Below are 18120 nucleotides of genomic sequence, written 5' to 3' on the forward strand. Positions count from 1 at the left end.
GGAACGCCTAGAATGGCATACGATTAAAAGAAGACAGTATACGAACAAATGTTTGTTGGAGGGAAATAGATGGCAAAAACGAACAGCAATGCATACAACGAAGAAGCGATCCAAGTTCTAGAAGGGCTGGATGCTGTACGCAAACGCCCAGGGATGTACATCGGTTCGACCGATGCCCGCGGGCTTCACCACTTGGTCTACGAAATCGTCGACAATTCCGTCGATGAAGCGCTTGCGGGATTTGGCGACCGCATCACGGTGACCATTCACGAAGACAATAGCATCAGCGTGCGCGATTATGGCCGCGGCATGCCCACCGGAATGCACAGAAGCGGCAAACCGACACCGGAAGTCATTTTGACGGTGCTCCATGCCGGCGGGAAATTCGGCCAGGGCGGCTACAAGACGAGCGGCGGGCTTCACGGCGTCGGCGCATCTGTCGTCAATGCCTTGTCGAGTTTTTTGGAAGTGACGATCCACCGCGACGGGCGCAAATACCGCCAGCGTTTTGAAAACGGCGGCAAACCCGTAACAACTTTGGAAGAGATCGGCAAAACGAAAGAATCGGGCACCTTGATTCACTTTCTGCCGGACGAAAGCATCTTTAGCGTATCCAAATACAATTACGACACGCTGAGCGAACGCTTGCGTGAATCCGCGTTCCTCATGAAAGGCATGAACATCGAGTTGATCGATGAGCGCAGCCAAACCGGCGAGAGCTTCTTTTATGAAACCGGTATCAAAGCCTTCGTCGAATACTTGAACGAAGAAAAAGACGTGCTCCACAAAGTGGCGTATATGGAAGGCCAGAGCGACAGCCTCGAAGTCGAATTTGCTTTCCAGTTCAACGACGGCTATTCCGAAACGATCCTGTCGTTCGTCAACAACGTCCGCACACGAGACGGCGGGACGCACGAAACCGGCGCAAAAGCGGCCATGACCCGTGTATTCAACGATTACGCACGCAAAATCAATTTATTGAAAGATAAAGACAAAAATCTCGAAGGCTCCGACATCCGCGAAGGCTTAGCGGCCATCGTCTCGGTGCGCATCCCGGAAGCTTTGCTGCAATTTGAAGGACAGACAAAAAGCAAACTCGGCACAAGCGAAGCCCGCGGTGCCGTTGATGCGGTGATCTCCCAGCAATTGATGTATTTCCTCGAGGAGAACGCCGAACACAGTGCATCACTCGTCCGCAAAGCAATACGGGCGTCTCAGGCGCGTCTCGCCGCACGAAAAGCGCGGGAAGATGCCCGAAATGGCAAAAAACGCAAGAAGTCCGATACTTTATTGTCCGGCAAATTGACGCCGGCGCAGTCGCGCAACGCCAAAAAGAACGAATTGTACCTAGTCGAGGGCGACTCGGCCGGCGGTTCGGCCAAGCAAGGCCGCGACCGGACATTCCAGGCGATCTTGCCGCTGCGCGGAAAAGTCGTCAATACCGAAAAAGCGAAACTGGAAGAAATCATGAAAAACGAAGAAATCGCCACCATCATCCACGCGATCGGCGGCGGCGTGTCTTCCGACTTCTCCGTAGACGACATCGCTTACAACAAAGTCATCATCATGACCGATGCCGATACCGACGGCGCGCATATCCAAGTGCTGCTGTTGACCTTCTTCTACCGCTACATGAAGCCGCTCATCGAAGCGGGTAAAGTATTTATCGCGCTGCCGCCGCTCTATAAAGTGTCCAAAGGCGTCGGCAAAAAAGAAGTCGTCGATTACGCCTGGACCGAAGCGGATCTTGACGAGTCGATCAAAAAAATCGGCAAAGGCTATATGCTCCAGCGCTATAAAGGTCTCGGGGAAATGAACGCCGACCAATTGTGGGAGACGACGATGAACCCGGAATCGCGCACCTTGATCCGTGTGACGATCGAAGACGGCGCGCGCGCCGAACGCCGCATCACGACTTTGATGGGCGATAAAGTCGAACCGCGCCGCAAATGGATCGAAAACAATGTCGACTTCGGTTTGGAAGACGACAGCAATATTCTAGAAAATGATTTGATTCACGCTGAGGAGGAACTCGTATGACACAAACCGAACGTTTCCAAGATCTGCCCTTAGAAGAAGTCATCGGCGATCGGTTTGGCCGCTATAGTAAATACATCATTCAGGACCGCGCGCTGCCGGATGCCCGCGACGGGCTCAAACCGGTACAGCGCCGCATCCTCTATGCCATGCACCACGAAGGTAATACCAACGACAAAGCGTTCCGGAAATCCGCCAAGACGGTCGGGAACGTCATCGGCAACTATCATCCGCACGGCGATAGCTCCGTTTACGAAGCGATGGTGCGGCTCAGCCAGGACTGGAAAATCCGCCACATGCTCGTGGAAATGCACGGCAACAACGGCTCGATGGACGGGGATTCCCCGGCCGCGATGCGTTACACGGAAGCCCGGCTTTCCGCGATTTCCGGCGAATTGTTAAGAGACATCGAAAAACGCACCGTCGAATTCATCCCGAACTTCGACGATGTGGACGTCGAACCGACCGTCCTCCCGGCGCGTTTCCCGAACTTGCTCGTCAACGGCTCGACTGGGATCTCTGCTGGGTATGCAACCGACATCCCGCCGCATGCGCTGCACGAAGCACTCGATGCTGTCCTCATGCGCATCGACAAGCCGGATGCGACAATCGATGAATTGATGACCGTCATCAAAGGCCCGGATTTCCCGACCGGCGGCATCATCCAAGGCGTCGAAGGCATCAAAAAAGCCTATGAAACGGGACGCGGCAAAATCGTCGTCCGTTCGAAAGCGGCCATTGAACCGCTCAAGGGCGGCAAAGAACAGATCGTCATTACGGAAATCCCGTTCGAGGTGAACAAAGCGAGCCTTATCAAGAAAATTGATGACCACCGCTTCGACCGCAAACTCGACGGCATTTCCGAAGTGCGCGATGAATCCGACCGCACGGGTCTTCGCATCGTCATCGAATTGAAAAAAGAAGTGCAGGCAGCCGGCATCTTGAACTATTTGTACAAAAACACCGACCTGCAAATCAGCTATAACTTCAATATGGTGGCAATCCATCACCGCCGCCCGACGATGATGACCTTGCCGACGATGCTCGATGCCTATATCGAACACCAAAAAGAAGTCGTGACGAAACGCTCGGAATTCGACCTGCAAAAAGCGAGCGATCGCATGCACATCGTCGAAGGCTTGATCAAAGCGTTATCCATCCTCGATAAAGTGATCAAAACGATCCGTGCGTCCAAAGACAAACGCGATGCGAAAAACAATTTGATCGCGAAATTCGAGTTTTCGGAAGCGCAGGCAGAAGCGATTGTCTCCTTGCAGCTTTATCGACTGACGAATACCGATATCACCGAGCTCGAAAAAGAAGAGGAAAGCTTGCGCAAATTGATTGCAGAGCTGACTGGCATCTTGACGAGCGCGACAAAATTGAAAAACCTCATCAAAAAGGAATTGCAGGCAATTCGCAAGAAATTTGCCGAGCCGAGACGCTCCGAAATCGAGGAAAAGATCGAAGAATTGACCATTACGCGTGAAATCATGATTCCAAGCGAAGAAGTCATCGTCACCGTGACGAAAGAAGGCTACGTCAAACGGACGAGCACCCGCTCCCATGCGGCCTCGAACGGCAAGGATTTCGCCATGAAAGACAGCGATCATCTATTGTTCGAAGGCAATCTCAATACGCAGCATACCGTCTTGATCTTCACGACCGGTGGGAATTTCGTGTTCCAGCCCGTCAATGAACTGCCGGACATCAAATGGAAAGACCTCGGCCAGCATTTGTCGAGCATCGTCACATTGGATTCCAACGAATCGGTGCTCGCGGTATTCCCGTTCGAAGATTTTGAACAGGATGCGACCATTTTGACCGTCTCCAAATTCGGCCAAGTGAAGCGTTCGGCGCTGAAAGACTACCAGGTGCAGCGCTATTCACGCGCCATCAAGACGATGAACTTGAAAAAAGGCGACGACATGATCTTCGCAGGGCTCGTGACGAACGAAACCGAATTGTTCCTGGCCACGAAAATGGCGTACGGCGTTCGTTTCCCACTCGAAGAAGTGCCCGTAACAGGGCTGCGGACTGCCGGTGTTAAAGGCTTGAACTTGAAAGAAGGCGACGAAGCGGTGTCTGCGGTCATGATCGACGCGGAACAGCAGCCAGATCTTGTGCTCGCCACACAGCGCGGAGCCGCCAAAAAGATGAAACTAACGGAATTCGAAAGCGGCAGCCGTGCCAAACGCGGCGTCATCATGCTGCGGGAATTGAAATCCAATCCCCACCGTGTGGTTGCTGTCATCGGCACGACAGGAAAAGAAGAGATTCTGCTCGAAACGGCCAAAGGCTTGCGCATCCCGATTGCGCCAGGCCGCCTGAAAGCGGTCGACCGTTATTCCAACGGGTCGTTTATCATAGACGAAGCAACAGACGGCGCCGTCACGGCAGCTTACTTAGTGCCCGTTACTGAATAGTTTGAAAAGACGTTGAATGAATAAATCATTCAACGTCTTTTTGTTATATATTCATCTATTCATTGGGAAAATCGCCAGAATGATCACTGAATAGCGTATTGAATACATTCTTTTTGCCAGCATTCAAGCCAATATGAAGCATCAAACAGGAGGCGTGTATATGACGATACTGGAAACCGAACGGCTGTGGTTGAAGCCTTATCAAGCGGACATGGCGGATAGCGTTTACGCCGTGGTTCAAAAACGCGAAATTGCCGATACGATGCTGATGATTCCGCATCCGTATCCGAGAAAACAACTCGAAAGGTGGCTCGACTATGTCCAGAAAAGCTTTGACATCGGCCACGCCTTTGAATACGCGGTCTACACGAAAGGCCAGCCCGCCCGCTATATTGGCAATTGCGGATTGATCGCGGTGTCAAAAGCCCATCACTCCGGAGAAATCGGCTATTTCATCGATCCCGCCGAGTAGGGGCAGGGCTATGCGACAGAAGCGTGCCGAAAAGTGCTGGAACAGGCCTTCACCGAACACGGCCTGAACCGCGTGTTCGGCCGCTGCCTCGTGCGCAATCCTGCGTCCAGGCGGGTGCTCGAGAAGGCGGGCATGGCGTTTGAAGGCCGTTTTAAACAGGAGTTTTTCATGGACGGCGCTAATGAAGATATTGATTATTTGGCATTGTTGAAACAGGATTACAGCACGACGCAACAAGACACGCCGTTTTGAATACCTGCCGCTCCTTTTGAATTCATCAGTAGCTGATGGGAAATTGATTCCCTTGTAGTGAATGTAATTGTGCTATAACACACAAACTATATTATTTGATTTTTCCTTCAATTCCGAAACTTCCGTTGACAGCCCGTGTTTGCCTTTCTATACTTGATATATAACAGTTGGACACAAGAGACACGAGAGGGGTTTTCGAAATGATCGTACCATTGACACCGCTGGACTGGAAACGACGCGCGGTCAAGTATTACCCGGAGAAAGTAGCCGTGATCGACGGAGACAAGCGTTTCACGTACAAGGAGTTTGCCCGCCGCTCCGACCAGTTGGGAATTGCCCTACATAATGCAGGCGTCAAGGAAAAAGACCATGTCGCCGTGATGTTGCCGAATACCCATTACATGCTCGAAGCGTTCTATGGCATCCCGCCGCTCGGGGCGGTCATCGTGCCGCTCAATTACCGGCTATCGGCCAAAGACTTGGGTTATATCATCAAGCACAGCGACGCGAAAATGCTGATCGTCGATGCGGAATACGCCAAGTTCATCGAAGAAATCCAAGGCGACTTGCCGATCGAGAACTACATCATCGTGCCGGCTGAAGGGCATGAGACAAGCCTTACGGGCATTGGCTACGAGGAATTTATCGGAGCGGTCACTGACGACGAGCAATTGCCAATCGTCGAACTCGACGAGAACCAGATGCTGTCGCTCAATTACACGAGCGGCACGACCTCGAATCCGAAAGGCGTCATGCAGACGCACCGGACGAATTATTTGAACGGCGCGAACTTCCTGCATCATTTGGAGATTAAGTTCGACGATGTTTATTTGCATACCTTGCCGATGTTCCACACGAACGGATGGGGCGGTGTCTGGGCGATCACCGCAGCTGGGGCAACGCATGTGTGCTTGCGCAAAGTCGACCCGCCGCTCATCCTTGATCTGTTTGAGAGCCACGGCATCACCTCACTGTGCGGCGCGCCGACAGTCGTCAATATGCTGGTCAATGAACCGAAGGCAAAAACCATTGAATTGAAGACCAAAATCCGTATGGGCACGGCCGGTGCGCCGCCTGCTGCGGCACTCATCGCCAAGGCCCAACAAACGCTCGGCCTCAACATGATGCACGTTTACGGGCTGACCGAGACTTCGCCATTCATTTTGTATTGCGAATGGAAAAACGAATTCGATGCGCTGGATGCTGACCAGCAAGCGAGCATCAAGGCGCGCCAAGGCATTGAACTGGCCTTTAACGGCGAAACGAAAGTCGTCAATCAGGGAGACGGAAAAGAAGTCGCCTGGAACGGCAAGGAGCTCGGGGAAATCATCACCCGCGGCAATGTCGTCATGGCGGGCTATTACAAAGATCCTGAGAAAACCGCGGAAGCGATCCGCGATGGCTGGTTCTATACCGGCGACCTCGCTGTGACGCATCCGGACGGATTTATCGAAATCCAGGACCGCATCAAAAGACATGATCATCTCGGGCGGTGAAAACATCTCCTCCACTGAAATCGAAGGCGTGCTCTATAAGCATCCGGCGATCGCAGAAGTGGCGGTCATTGCCGTACCGGATGAGAAATGGGGAGAAGTGCCAAAAGCGATCATTGTGCTGCACAAGGGAGCGGAAGTGACCGAGCAGGAAATTTCGACTATACACGCGACAACATGTCGCGCTTCAAAGTGCCGAAATCGGTCGACTTCGTGGAATCCTTGCCGAAGACCGCAACCGGCAAGCTGCAGAAGTTCCAATTGCGTGAAATGTATTGGGGCGGCGGCAAGAAAGTCAATTAGGGATTCAAAAGCGAGAACTCCTCAACGGGGGCTCTCGCTTTTTAATGGGGCGCATTCTTTTCCGGCTGCGTTTGCGAATCATCGCAATTAACAACAAGATGACCAAGCACATGCCGAGTACGCTATACAAGACGGAGCGCGGCAGCCACAAAACCAGCCCAAAAGCGACCGCGATTTCAATGGCCATCGCCGGCAGTTTCCCGATCGAACTGGCCCAAAAGAACGCCAGCGCGGAAATGCGGGTCAAGGCAGCGCCTGCCGTGACGGCGCCTGATGGGACAAACGGCAAGATGCGCAGCGATAACACCGCCCACCATACGCTTGCAGGGGGTTGATTGCGGAAAACCGGAACCACGAACTCTGTTGCCACGCAACTGGGATATGTTTCGTCCCGTAGCGGTACAGCCAAAATCCAAACAGCGCGCCGATGATTTCCCCGCTGATGGACAATGCGCTGCCGCCGATTAATCCGAAGCGGTCGAGGTTGACCGGGGTGATGAGAATGCTCGGGATGAACCCAAGCGTGCCGATGGCGATATTACCGATCAACAACAAGACGAATTCCAAAAAGCGGAGAAGCCAATCCATTAGCGCGTCACCTCATTTACGGGCAAGAAAGAGGGTCTCATCGTTTGGCCTCGAGGTTTTGCTGCTGCTCGCGAAATCGTTTCGGCGTGCTGCCGCTATGGCGTGTAAAAGCAGCGTGAAACTGCGTCGCGCTCTTATAGCCGCAGAGCCCGGCAATGTCCGAAACCGATTGCTCTGAAGCCAGGAGCAGCTGCATGGCGCGCTCCATGCGGCAGCTGATGACAAATTGCAGCGGTGTCTGGCCGACCGACTCCTTGAAATGGCGGCTGAAATGGAATTTGCTGAGTCCGGAAGCGGCAGCGATGGATTCAAGTGAAAAGGGTAAATGGCAGGTTTCTTCCATTTGGTGCAAGGTGCGTGCCGTTTTGGAAGAAGCCACCGTTTGAACCGGGGCGCTTGGTGGTTTGGCTGCAGCATACAACCAGTTCAGCAAAAGCTGCACTGGTCTTGACGAGGCAGGGCACACTTGTTGCAGTTCACGGCCCAGTTCGTCCAAGACGGATGTGAGAAAAGCAGGGTGAGTAGGATAAGTGAAACAGATCGTGTCATTTACTGACTCAAGGGGATGCGTAACTAGCAGTCTTTGATAGCGCTGTTCACCATTAGAAGAAAAAGACAGTGCATGCCATTGGCCAGGAGGAATCAGCGCGAGTGCTCCTGTCCCGAGGGTTAGGCATTGAGCGTTTGCGGTGAGTTCGAGTTCACCTGACTCCACCCATAGCCATTCTGCCAGTTGCTGGTGGCGGTGGAGCGGGATATGCACGGACTGTCCGGTCGCGACGGTCTTCGATTCAATAGCATGCAATTCAAAATCACGGGTCATGTTCAGCCAACTTTCAGGGAAAGAATATGTTTATTATAGCAAGAAACAAGAAAAAGAACGGAAAATTTTCGGGGGAAATACCAAAATCCGCTGCATGAACCGCAAGAATTGGTAATCCGGGCGAATTTCATTTAACAGACTGGCCCATTTTCTAAAAAAAAAAGCGAGTCATATTGCGTCCCGTTTCGCTGCATGCCCATAAAAAAAGAGGCTTCCGATGAGCGGAAACCTCTTTTAAAAACGGATCGTGAATGTTCAGCAAACCGAATCGTTGGATTTCGGGACAGACAGGCCAAACAAAGGCCGCAAGTAAAGTGCGAAGAACGTACCGGCGAGTGCGAGAATGCCCCAGATATAGCCGTGCAGGCTAAACGAGGCGATGCCGCCGAAATACGCGCCGATGTTGCAGCCGAACGCGAGACGCGCTCCGTAGCCCATCAACAAGCCGCCGACAACGGATGCCCAGAAATTGCCCATCGTGATTTTGGTGAACTTGAACAAGCCGCCAGCCGCTGATGCGAGAAAGGCGCCGAGGATGACCCCGAAGTTCAACACGGTCGTGGAGTCTGCGAAAATGGATGATTCAAGCATTGCTGCGTTCGCCCCTTGCCAGTAGCCCCAGCTTGCAACGTCTACACCGAAGAATTCAGCAATTTTCGAGCCCCATAATGCGAACGCCGACGTGATGCCCCAAGGCGTTCCACGCGTCATCAATGTCAATGCGTTCAATACAGCGAGTGCGATCGCTGCAGCGAACAACGGCCATGAACCGCGGAAAATGCGTTTCCATCCCGTAGTGGTCGGAAGCGGCGCCATTTTCGGTGCGCGTTTCTTTTTCTCGATGATCAAGGTAATCCAAGCGATGAGCCCAAACAATGCGATCGAGACGAGCCACGCACCGCCGTAGCCAAGACCGGTCGAGGTGGCCAGTGACACCGGTTCAAAAGCCGGTAAATCTTCTGTCCAAAACGGCAGATGATACGCGCCGATCGTCGTTCCGATAATAAAGAACAAGAGCGTGATGAACATGACCGAACGTCCGCCGCCGATCGCATACAGCGTACCGGAAGCACAGCCGCCGCCGAGTTGCATGCCGATGCCAAAAATGAACGCACCGACCACTAAGCTCACGCCGACCGGGGAAACGTAACCTGATACCCCGGTTCCGAAGAACGAATAACCATACGCCAGTATCGGCGCGAACAAGGTTACGGCAACCGCTAGCATGAGCATATGCGAGCGCATCGCCTGGCCATTGCCGACCGACACGAAGCGGCGGAACGCCGAGGTAAAGCCGAACCGTGCATGGAATAAGGTATAACCGAGCAACAGCCCGATGCCAAGCAGCACGGTTTGTGCGATATGCTGCGTGGCGAGTAAATACACCGTCAATAACGCCGCTACCGCGATGCCCCCGGCAATCAAGGATTTCTGCGGTGCGTTCAAGGCGGTGGTGTCCCGGTAGACGGGATCGTTTACTTCATTGACGGGTTGGACCCGTGTGCTAGTTGTCATGTAAAACATCCTTTTCTGAGTGATATAGTAGGGAATAAAACATTATATTAAAGGAGCGTTTCGGGAAAGTCAACGGAGCGGCTTGCATCTAGCAGGGAATTGAGAAGGTTTGTAGAAGAAGGGCCGGGGAATAGAAGGATAATACGTCTGCGGACTGCTGCTAGTTGGTTCTGGAGAAAAATGTGAAGACACTCAATAGATAGTATTCAATGGTCCGGTAGATGGTGGTTTTAGGAACGAAAGCGAGGTGAAGTACCATGGACAATCGATTATGAATCAATTTGCCGGTGAAGGATTTGCAGGCAGCTCAAGCCTTTTATGAGCAAGCCGGTTTTTTGCTCCCCAAAGCGGATGCCAGCAATGCCCAGCAGGCGGCATTTTATTTAGAGGGCCAGCACCTCTACGTGATGCTGTTTCCTGAAGAAAGCTTTGAAGCTTTTACGCAGCAAGCGATCGCGGATACATCGATCGGCTCAGAGGTCTTGTTTTCGTTATCCGCAAAAACCCGCGAAGAAGTCGATAACTTCATGTTCCGCATCGAACAGGCAGGCGGCACCGTCTTTGCGCCTCCGGGTGAACGAAACGGCATGTACGGAGCGGGGTTTTCAGATGTGGATGGGCATCGCTGGAACTTTTTGGTGATGGATGTTTAATCCGTTTTCTTAATATAATGTAAAACCGGAAGCGCACATCAGGAGGCGCTTCCGGTTTTTTTCTGTGGCATGGACTTTCGCCTGGAATGAATAATGGCAGATTTCAACGATAGGGAGGCACATGGAGCGGAATTGCGGTACGATAGATGAATAGATCAAAGGTTTTGACTATTTCTGGATGAATCTTTTCATGCAGCTAGGAGCGGGTGTACTGTGAACAATAAATTCCTTTTCGCGTTTCTCGTCATCATCACCACCAGTTTGATGGGGTCTTCGTTCGCGGTCGGCAAAATCGGCCTCGAACACGTCTCGCCGCTGCTGTTGGTCGGGATCCGTTTCACGATTGCAGGCATCTTGATGGCCATATTCGTCAAACTGTTCAAGCGCAAGCATCCACTGCAGCGTTCCGAATGGCTGCATATCCTCATCATCGGCTTTTTCCAGACCGCTGGTGTCATGGGCTGCATTTTTCTGAGCCTGCGGACGATCACGGCCGGGGAATCCGCCATTTTGACATTCACCAATCCTTTATTGGTGGTGATTTTCGGCACTGTCGCACTCGGCATCCGCTACCGCATCATTCAATGGGGAGGGGTGCTGCTCGGGTTTTTCGGCGTCTTCATTACGATGGGCAGCCAAGTGAACTTGGAAGTCGGCACGTTATTCGGTTTCGGCAGTGCCGTGTCCTGGGCAATCGGCACCTTATTGATTAAGCATTGGGGCATTCAGCTTGATACATGGGTGCTGACGGCGTATCAAATGCTGTTTGGCGGCTTGATTTTGCTGATGGCAAGCAGCTTATTGGAAACCCAGCGACTGGCCATCAATACAGAATCGCTCTTCATCATTTTCTGGCTGGCGATTCCGGCGTCGATCATCCAGTTTGCGATTTGGTTTTCCTGCTGCAAAACGGCAATCCCGGGAAAGTGAGTGCCTTTTATTCCTGGCGCCATTTTTGGTGTCATCTCAGGATGGCTCGTTTTAGGGAGCAAGTCGGGGTGTCGCTGATTATTGGGGCGCGTTGATCTTTACAGGCATTTTCTTGGTGAATTGGCCCGAAAAGCGGCAGGAAGCGGCAATTCCTGGAAAAGCCATATGAAGGAATATGATGGCGGATTTAAGTGAATAAAGAATGTTGTGGATTGATAACAGGCAGCAACCAAATCTAAACTACAGCTAGGAGCCAGCCGGAGCGGTTTACGGCAACTGAAAACCGACGGAACCAAAAGACACTGAATGATTACGGAAATACAGCGATACATAAATGAACCACGGATTCATCAGCAGGCTGACGACTTACGAGTCGAATTGATTTTTGAGAAGCTGACAATCAATTAAACCCAAATCGGAACGGCTGATCAACAGCTGAACCGGTTTGGGTTTTAAATTCGCATATTATTTTAAAGAACGCAGCGTTCTTAGATAAAACCGATAAAATCACTAAAACAAACGAATCGCTCGGCGAATGGAAAACAGCCGGTTTCACTGAAAATCTCGGTTTTCGTCTCACTGTCATGAGTATACTTATTAAATGAAACACAACTTCCTATAATTTATATTATGTAAACTAAAATTTAAAAGCCTATTAAAGAACATTCAGCCGGTCCCCATCACCCAAGCGCTGCCTTTCTGTAGACCGGCTGGTGTTCATTTCAAATGGTCGTTTAAGATTCCTTCTTCCAGCACATCGAATTTATCACCGTGCACTTTCTCGATATGCATTTCACCCCACTGGCACAACGAATCCAAAATACCTTGCAAGCTCCAGCCGTATTCACTTAGTTCGTATTCGACTTTTGGCGGCACTTGGTTGTAGACGATTCGGTTAATGACGCCATCAGCTTCTAATTCACGCAATTGCTGTGTCATCATCTTTTGCGTGATGTTCGGCATCAGGCGCTTCAATTCACTCGTCCGTTTCGTGCCGTGCGTCAAATGACAGAGAATCACCGTTTTCCATTTGCCGCCGATTACTTCCAACGTGGCTTCCACTGAAATATTGTATTTTTTCACCATGTTTTATCCCTCCAATAGGCACTAAAAAGTACCTACAGCACTTTAAAGTACGTACTTCCTTTTAAAATCCTCGTCATCCATACTAGCATGTATCGAACGAAATCGATCGATAAAAACGTTTTTGGAGGAGAAAAAATGTCTGCATCACAAAAAAGAAGTAATTTCGCTTTATTGGCATTGGCGCTTAGTGCCTTTGCCATCGGCACCACCGAATTCATCAGTGTCGGCTTGCTGCCATTGATCGCCGAAGATTTAGGGATTTCCGTCAGCACAGCGGGTTTGACTGTGTCATTATATGCACTCGGTGTCATGATTGGCGCCCCGGTACTGACCTCTGTCAGCGCAAATATGCCTAGGAAGTCTTTGCTGCTATGGATTATGGTCGTCTTCATTATCGGGAACTTGATTGCGGCAACAGCCTCGACTGTTGGCGTTCTACTCGCAGCACGAGTCGTTTCCGCATTAGCGCACGGCGTTTTTATGGCAATTGGCGCAACGATTGCGGCGGATCTGGTACCGGAAAACAAGCGAGCTAGCGCCATTGCAATGATGTTCACCGGGTTGACGGTAGCTACGGTGACCGGTGTCCCCTTCGGCACTTTCCTGGGCCAACAGTTCGGCTGGCGCTTTGCGTTCATGGCGATTGTCGCACTTGGTGTTGCCGCACTGATCGGAAACGCTTTACTCGTGCCGAGTGATTTGAAAAAAGCGGCGCGCACCACATTGCGTGATCAAGTCAAGCTGGTCACCAATGGCCGTTTGCTGTTGGTCTTTGCCATTACGGCGTTCGGCTATGGCGGCACGTTTGTCGTCTTCACCTATCTGTCTCCCTTGCTTCAGCAAGTCACGGGGTTTGCAGCTGGAACCGTCACAATCATCCTCTTCGGATACGGCATCGCCATTGCGGCGGGCAATACAATCGGCGGCAAATTGGCCAATCGCAACCCCATTCGGGCATTATTCTATATGTTCTTGATTCAAGCCGTCATCTTACTCATTTTGTCGTTTACAGCCCCTTTCAAAATCGCCGGTTTGATCACCATTCTCTTTATGGGCTTATTCGCGTTTATGAACGTTCCGGGGCTTCAAGTCTATGCGGTCATGCTTGCTGAACGGTACGTGCCGAGCGCTGTAGACACAGCTTCTGCCATCAATATTGCTGCCTTTAATGCAGGAATCGCCATTGGAGCGGTGCTTGGCGGATCTGTGGCAGATTCGATTGGCCTGATCCATACGCCTTGGATTGGTGCGGTTATGGTCCTTGGCGCCGTGTTGCTGAGTGCGTGGAGCCGCAGCTTAGAGAATGGATCTGAGCGGAAGCCTTCAGTTGCTGTCCGGAAATCCGCCATAACGTAAAGGAGTTCATCCACTCCATAAAAAAACCCCATCCCGGAATTGATTCCAGAATGGGGTTTTTCGCTGTATTGTTATCATCTGACAAATACTATTCAAGCTATTTATACTGATTGCTGCGTTTCATGTCCCGAATTGCCTGAATCGACAATCTGACGAGCAAAATGACGCATAAGAACAGCCCTCCATATGCAGCTGTATTCAAATAAATCGCGTACACGGTATCGATGAATTGGGCGATGGCCAATAAGGCTGCCGATATGAACCCGAATGTGATCCCCGACATCAACAAGACAAACCTGGAGAATAATTGCATGACGAACCCTGAGTTGTGTTTATCGGAAAACACATCATGGTGCAAAATGATCTTGCCGCCCTCTACGCGCCGGATCAATTGGTCGATGCGTTTCGGTAGTTTGGCGACTTCCGGCAAGATGAGCACCAATTCCTCTTCGATGCGTTCTTTTGTCGCGAGCGGCTGTTTAAATGGTTTTTCAACACCGATGTCTTGTATTCTTTCGCGAAGCTTTTCGCTTCCGTGAACATATCAAAATTCGGGTCGATGGTGTGCAAGGTGCTGTCGAGGCTAATCAACGACCTTAGCGCAATCCCGACGGACGGATAAAACGCCAAGCCGAATTCGCGAATGACATCGAATAAGGAATGGATCAATTCGGCGGTCGGTATGCGGTCGACATAGGAAATCTTCAGTAAAATCTCCCCGATAGCTTGTTCAAATTTCGCCCCATCAATCTTCTCACTGTTTTCCACCAGCTTTCTGACCGCATCATGGACGATGCTTGCATCGTTTTGCTGGATGCCGATGATGAAATGATTGAGCGCTTCTTGCTGAGGCGCTGTTAAGCGACCGACCGAGCCAAAATCAAGCAAAATCGGTTTGCCGTCCGTTTCGTCGATGAAAATATTCCCAGGATGCGGGTCTGCATGGAAAATACCCGAAAACAGCATTTGTTCCAGAAATGAAAACAGCACCGTGCGGCCGAATTGTTTCGGTTCGACATTGAAATGGCGAAACACCGCATCGCCTTTTGAAATGCTCTTGCCCTGGAAATACTGCATGACAATAATCGTCGAATTGCTGTATTCCCGGTAGACTTTCGGAATTTTGACGTGATTTTTGCTGTCTTCCAGGGCATTGCTCACTTGGATCATATTGCGCATTTCGATTTCAAAGTCGATTTCCTCACGCAAGCCATTGGCGAATCCGACCGCCAGTTCACGGAAACCGATATTCTGTGCCCAAGTGGATTTACTGGACACCCATTCGGCAAATTCCACGAGAATGTCCAAATCATCCCGCATGATGGCACTCACTTCTGGCCGCTGCATTTTGATGATGACTTCTTCATTGGTCTTGCGCAGCACACCGCGGTGGATTTGGCCGATCGATGCCGATGCGAGCGGTTCTTTTTCGAGCTTCGAAAACACTTCCTCAATGGGCTGTGTCATGGACTTTCGCAGGATTTCCGTTACTTGTTCTTTGGGCAAGGCTTTGACGTTTTGCTGCAACTGGCTCAGTTCCTCGATAAATACCGGTGCGAACAAATCCGTTCGGGTTGACAATACTTGCCCGAATTTGACGAACACACCTCCAGCTTCTTCAAGCGTCCTGCGGAAAGCGACCGCCAGCTCATAGTTGTTTTCACGATGACGCGCATATTTCAAGGTGCTGGAAATGCCGTTCTTGACCGCAATCTCAAGTACCTTGCTTAAGCGTTTCTGGCGTCTCCAGCGGCTGCGCAGCCGTTTCCAGATGAATTTGCGGTTCGTGATGCGTTCGCCGCGGTCCCCAAGTTCAATCGGATCGAATAGTTCCAGTATCAAGTAAAATAGCATGGAAATCATTAACATGCTGCCGATCCAAATGACGGTGCTTGTGTCTGTCAGCATCGTGGCGAAGGCATCGTCCATGAATTCGGTATAACGCAAATAGGAATACCAATAAACAAATGTCGTCAGGACGATCCCGAGCACGACGGACAATATGCGTTTTGTGAAATTCACTTTCGACCCCATCAACCGGCCGCTGACGAAATAAATGAAAATGGCGATGACCAGCATTTCAGCAATCATCCGTACATATATGACCATTCGCGGACTCCTTTCCCTGAACCACCGAACATGCAATGAATTATCGGTTTGTCTTTCGTTGGAATAAAGCTATAGCCCTTCCATATAAGTAATTTCGAGGTATCGGTAAGTCCTTCCTGCTTTTTCTTTGCGGTGAATGTTTTTTGGTTGATGGCTGTTTTTCTTTTCCGCATTGTACCTTATGTAATTTATTACATTTATTTTTGATTTCCAGCTTATTTATGCGGTCATCTTTTATTCATTTTGCGATTCCGCTTGTTGCTTAACCCTGTTCATGAAGTTTAACACGGTATTTCGGGCTGCTTTTTTACTGCCGGCCAAAAGCATCATCTTTCCCGTAACGCTTATGCCTTTGTTTTGCCCTTCATAAATAAAGCGCGTGCTTTGTGCGGACTCTTGTTTCAAACTGAACGCATAGCGCACTTTGAACATGTGCCCCATCTCAAAAGCCGTCTCGCGGTATTTTCTGTCGGGTTCATCCACATAGGATAAAGTTTCAACGATATAGCGCTGCTGCTGTTTGCCTTCTGTATACACTTGCGCGTGTTTAGCGCCTGTGGCATTATTCTCCCCTTCGAGCAGGTCATGCGATTCCACTTTTGGCATAATGCGCTGGATCTGCTCGTCCTGGAACAAATTCCAAACCTTTTCAATCGGTGCGTCGATAATCATTTGCTCTTTCCATTTGACCATTTTTCTCATCCTTTCATGAACTCTTTTCTACAATTCTCGTAAATGCTTACTGCTGCCCTTTGATTCCGTTACAATGGAAACAGCAAAACGATTATGGAGTGATTTGATGAGAACCTCAACGATTCTGTTTATTTTTATACTGGTGATGCATCTATTGACCGTCCTCAACACTTTGTTGTTTGGCGGCAATTTAAATGATCTCTTGTTCTGGTTCAATTCCGCCTTGTTTATGGCGGCGCTGGCCGTGTTTGTTTACCGGCGCGGCATATTCGATGCCAAAGAAGCGCCTACGTCTGAACCTGCCAAAAAACGCAAATGATTTGGCGCCATCAGCAATTTATCAATACTCTGTAAAACACCGCCTGAAATCGGCGGTGTTTTTCATTCAATTGTTTTCATATGATTGAAGAATTTTCTTCACATTTTCCGGACAGTATGCCAGACCCAGCGAAGCCTTGCATCAAGCCCGTAACGGTCAGGTTCGTGAATTTAGGGCCCATGGAAGCTGCCTGCTGTTTAAAAGCGTTTATATCGCCGTTATAGCCACGGATTAATTGCGTGAATTGCTGGAGTTCAGTTTTTGACAAATCATGCACCACAATGGCTTCATGGATGGTCGGCTCACGCATTTTATCTTCCATTACATCCCCGAGCAATGCCAATAAAGTCCGGTTGTGAAACTTCAGTTTTTCGATTTCCTCATGCAAACTTTCCGATTCACCGTACCCCATATGCCTGCCAAGCTCCTTTTAGCTTATTGCGATCACTTTATGTTCGTATCTTTCAATTCAAGGTGATCAATGAAATTATATTTTTGGATCTCCCAGCGCTCACTAGCATACGCCAAATGATTCATGCCGCCATTTTGCAAACGAACTTCGCCGTCGTATTCACCGTGCGCCAATTGTTCAAGTATGGCATTGATGACGCCGCCGTGCGCCACGACGAGCACACGCTGGTTCCCGAAGCGTTCATTGAGTTGTGCAAGCCCCTTTGACAGCCTGCCGTGGAACTCTTTTGCCTGTTCTTGGCCTGGGTAATTTTTGTCGGGATACAAGCCATAACGCTCCTCCGCTGTCATGCCTTCTGCTTTGCCAAAATGCTTTTCCTGGAACTCTTCCATTTCAAATACCGGCAGACGCATCGTTTCATTGATGATCGCCGCGGTCTCTTTGGCGCGCGTGAGCGGGCTCGTCACGATGACGTCCCACGCTTCTCCCGTCAAGTGAGATCCACACGCGCGTGCTTGCTGCTTTCCTGTCTCGTTCAGCGGCACATCCGTCGTCCCTTGGATGCGGCCGATTTTATTCCATTCTGTTTCTCCGTGCCGAATCAGGCAGATAATCGTCATCGTACTCTACTTCCCTTCCGTTGCTAATTGATT

At 50.4% G+C, this 18120-nt stretch carries 14 protein-coding genes and 3 pseudogenes; 8 read left to right on the forward strand and 9 right to left on the reverse strand.

Translation table 11 applies throughout. The annotated features are described in order from the left end of the window. The first annotated feature begins 69 nt into the window (after window positions 1-69). From parE to CW734_RS09910, 4 genes and pseudogenes are all read left to right on the forward strand, one after another. Window positions 70-2040, forward strand: coding sequence for a DNA topoisomerase IV subunit B (gene parE, locus CW734_RS09895; RefSeq protein WP_101190344.1), 1971 nt, complete (start codon window positions 70-72; stop codon window positions 2038-2040). Continuing rightward, window positions 2037-4463: a DNA topoisomerase IV subunit A gene (parC, locus tag CW734_RS09900; protein WP_101190345.1), complete on the forward strand. Its 2427-nt coding sequence runs from the start codon at window positions 2037-2039 to the stop codon at window positions 4461-4463. Before parE ends, parC begins: the two co-directional genes overlap by 4 nt. A 160-nt stretch (window positions 4464-4623) precedes the next feature. After that, a pseudogene (locus CW734_RS09905) lies at window positions 4624-5187 on the forward strand (GNAT family N-acetyltransferase). Between the two features lie 200 nt (window positions 5188-5387). Further along, a pseudogene (locus CW734_RS09910) lies at window positions 5388-6983 on the forward strand (long-chain-fatty-acid--CoA ligase). A 4-nt stretch (window positions 6984-6987) separates the two neighbouring features. Here CW734_RS09910 and CW734_RS09915 read toward each other — a convergent pair. The 4 genes from CW734_RS09915 to CW734_RS09930 form a co-directional block, all read right to left on the reverse strand. After that, complete coding sequence (locus CW734_RS09915; protein WP_101190346.1) at window positions 6988-7230, reverse strand: TVP38/TMEM64 family protein; 243 nt, start codon at window positions 7228-7230, stop codon at window positions 6988-6990. Next, window positions 7227-7571, reverse strand: a complete 345-nt coding sequence (locus CW734_RS09920) for a TVP38/TMEM64 family protein (RefSeq protein WP_101190347.1) — start codon at window positions 7569-7571, stop codon at window positions 7227-7229. Before CW734_RS09920 ends, CW734_RS09915 begins: the two co-directional genes overlap by 4 nt. A 37-nt stretch (window positions 7572-7608) precedes the next feature. Further along, window positions 7609-8394, reverse strand: a complete 786-nt coding sequence (locus CW734_RS09925; protein ID WP_101190348.1) for an AraC family transcriptional regulator — start codon at window positions 8392-8394, stop codon at window positions 7609-7611. A 255-nt stretch (window positions 8395-8649) separates the two neighbouring features. Next, window positions 8650-9909: a YeeE/YedE family protein gene (locus CW734_RS09930; protein ID WP_101190349.1), complete on the reverse strand. Its 1260-nt coding sequence runs from the start codon at window positions 9907-9909 to the stop codon at window positions 8650-8652. 287 nt (window positions 9910-10196) lie between these two features. Between CW734_RS09930 and CW734_RS09935 the strand changes: the two genes are divergently transcribed. Together CW734_RS09935 and CW734_RS09940 are read left to right on the forward strand one after the other, a co-directional pair. Continuing rightward, window positions 10197-10562: a VOC family protein gene (locus tag CW734_RS09935; protein WP_232787014.1), complete on the forward strand. Its 366-nt coding sequence runs from the start codon at window positions 10197-10199 to the stop codon at window positions 10560-10562. A 213-nt stretch (window positions 10563-10775) separates the two neighbouring features. Further along, window positions 10776-11492, forward strand: coding sequence for a DMT family transporter (locus CW734_RS09940; protein ID WP_332870984.1), 717 nt, complete (start codon window positions 10776-10778; stop codon window positions 11490-11492). 717 nt (window positions 11493-12209) lie between these two features. Here the strand turns inward: CW734_RS09940 and CW734_RS09945 are convergent. Then, window positions 12210-12578 carry a winged helix-turn-helix transcriptional regulator gene (locus CW734_RS09945; protein WP_101190350.1) on the reverse strand — a complete coding sequence of 123 codons (369 nt, stop codon included), beginning with the start codon at window positions 12576-12578 and terminating at the stop codon, window positions 12210-12212. A 135-nt stretch (window positions 12579-12713) separates the two neighbouring features. Between CW734_RS09945 and CW734_RS09950 the strand changes: the two genes are divergently transcribed. Further along, a complete protein-coding gene (locus CW734_RS09950) occupies window positions 12714-13934 on the forward strand; it encodes an MFS transporter (protein ID WP_101190351.1) in 1221 nt (406 codons plus the stop codon). Window positions 13935-14031: 97 nt separating this feature from the next. Here the strand turns inward: CW734_RS09950 and CW734_RS09955 are convergent. Beyond that, window positions 14032-16043 (reverse strand): annotated as a pseudogene (locus CW734_RS09955) (ABC1 kinase family protein). A 234-nt stretch (window positions 16044-16277) separates the two neighbouring features. Beyond that, window positions 16278-16736: an SRPBCC family protein gene (locus CW734_RS09960; RefSeq protein WP_101190352.1), complete on the reverse strand. Its 459-nt coding sequence runs from the start codon at window positions 16734-16736 to the stop codon at window positions 16278-16280. A gap of 106 nt (window positions 16737-16842) precedes the next feature. On the opposite strand from CW734_RS09960, the gene CW734_RS09965 reads away from it, so the two are divergent. Further along, a complete protein-coding gene (locus CW734_RS09965; RefSeq protein WP_101190353.1) occupies window positions 16843-17055 on the forward strand; it encodes a hypothetical protein in 213 nt (70 codons plus the stop codon). A gap of 76 nt (window positions 17056-17131) precedes the next feature. Here the strand turns inward: CW734_RS09965 and CW734_RS09970 are convergent, their stop codons facing one another. Continuing rightward, the gene (locus CW734_RS09970) at window positions 17132-17467 is read right to left on the reverse strand and encodes a hypothetical protein (protein WP_101190354.1); all 336 of its coding nucleotides are present in this window, start codon (window positions 17465-17467) and stop codon (window positions 17132-17134) included. Window positions 17468-17499: 32 nt separating this feature from the next. After that, on the reverse strand, window positions 17500-18087 hold the full coding sequence (locus CW734_RS09975) for a histidine phosphatase family protein (protein ID WP_101190355.1): 588 nt from the start codon (window positions 18085-18087) through the stop codon (window positions 17500-17502). Between the last annotated feature and the right edge of the window lie 33 nt (window positions 18088-18120).

The organism is Planococcus sp. MB-3u-03, assembly GCF_002833405.1.
Lineage (GTDB): Bacteria > Bacillota > Bacilli > Bacillales_A > Planococcaceae > Planococcus.

Coding starts and splice junctions, on each gene's coding strand:
- parE (WP_101190344.1), top strand. CDS start 70: ATGGCAAAAACGAACAGCAATGCATACAACGAAGAAGCGATCCAAGTT.
- parC (WP_101190345.1), top strand. CDS start 2,037: ATGACACAAACCGAACGTTTCCAAGATCTGCCCTTAGAAGAAGTCATC.
- CW734_RS09920 (WP_101190347.1), bottom strand. CDS start 7,571: ATGGATTGGCTTCTCCGCTTTTTGGAATTCGTCTTGTTGTTGATCGGT.
- CW734_RS09925 (WP_101190348.1), bottom strand. CDS start 8,394: ATGACCCGTGATTTTGAATTGCATGCTATTGAATCGAAGACCGTCGCG.
- CW734_RS09930 (WP_101190349.1), bottom strand. CDS start 9,909: ATGACAACTAGCACACGGGTCCAACCCGTCAATGAAGTAAACGATCCC.
- CW734_RS09945 (WP_101190350.1), bottom strand. CDS start 12,578: ATGGTGAAAAAATACAATATTTCAGTGGAAGCCACGTTGGAAGTAATC.
- CW734_RS09950 (WP_101190351.1), top strand. CDS start 12,714: ATGTCTGCATCACAAAAAAGAAGTAATTTCGCTTTATTGGCATTGGCG.
- CW734_RS09960 (WP_101190352.1), bottom strand. CDS start 16,736: ATGGTCAAATGGAAAGAGCAAATGATTATCGACGCACCGATTGAAAAG.
- CW734_RS09965 (WP_101190353.1), top strand. CDS start 16,843: ATGAGAACCTCAACGATTCTGTTTATTTTTATACTGGTGATGCATCTA.
- CW734_RS09970 (WP_101190354.1), bottom strand. CDS start 17,467: ATGGGGTACGGTGAATCGGAAAGTTTGCATGAGGAAATCGAAAAACTG.
- CW734_RS09975 (WP_101190355.1), bottom strand. CDS start 18,087: ATGACGATTATCTGCCTGATTCGGCACGGAGAAACAGAATGGAATAAA.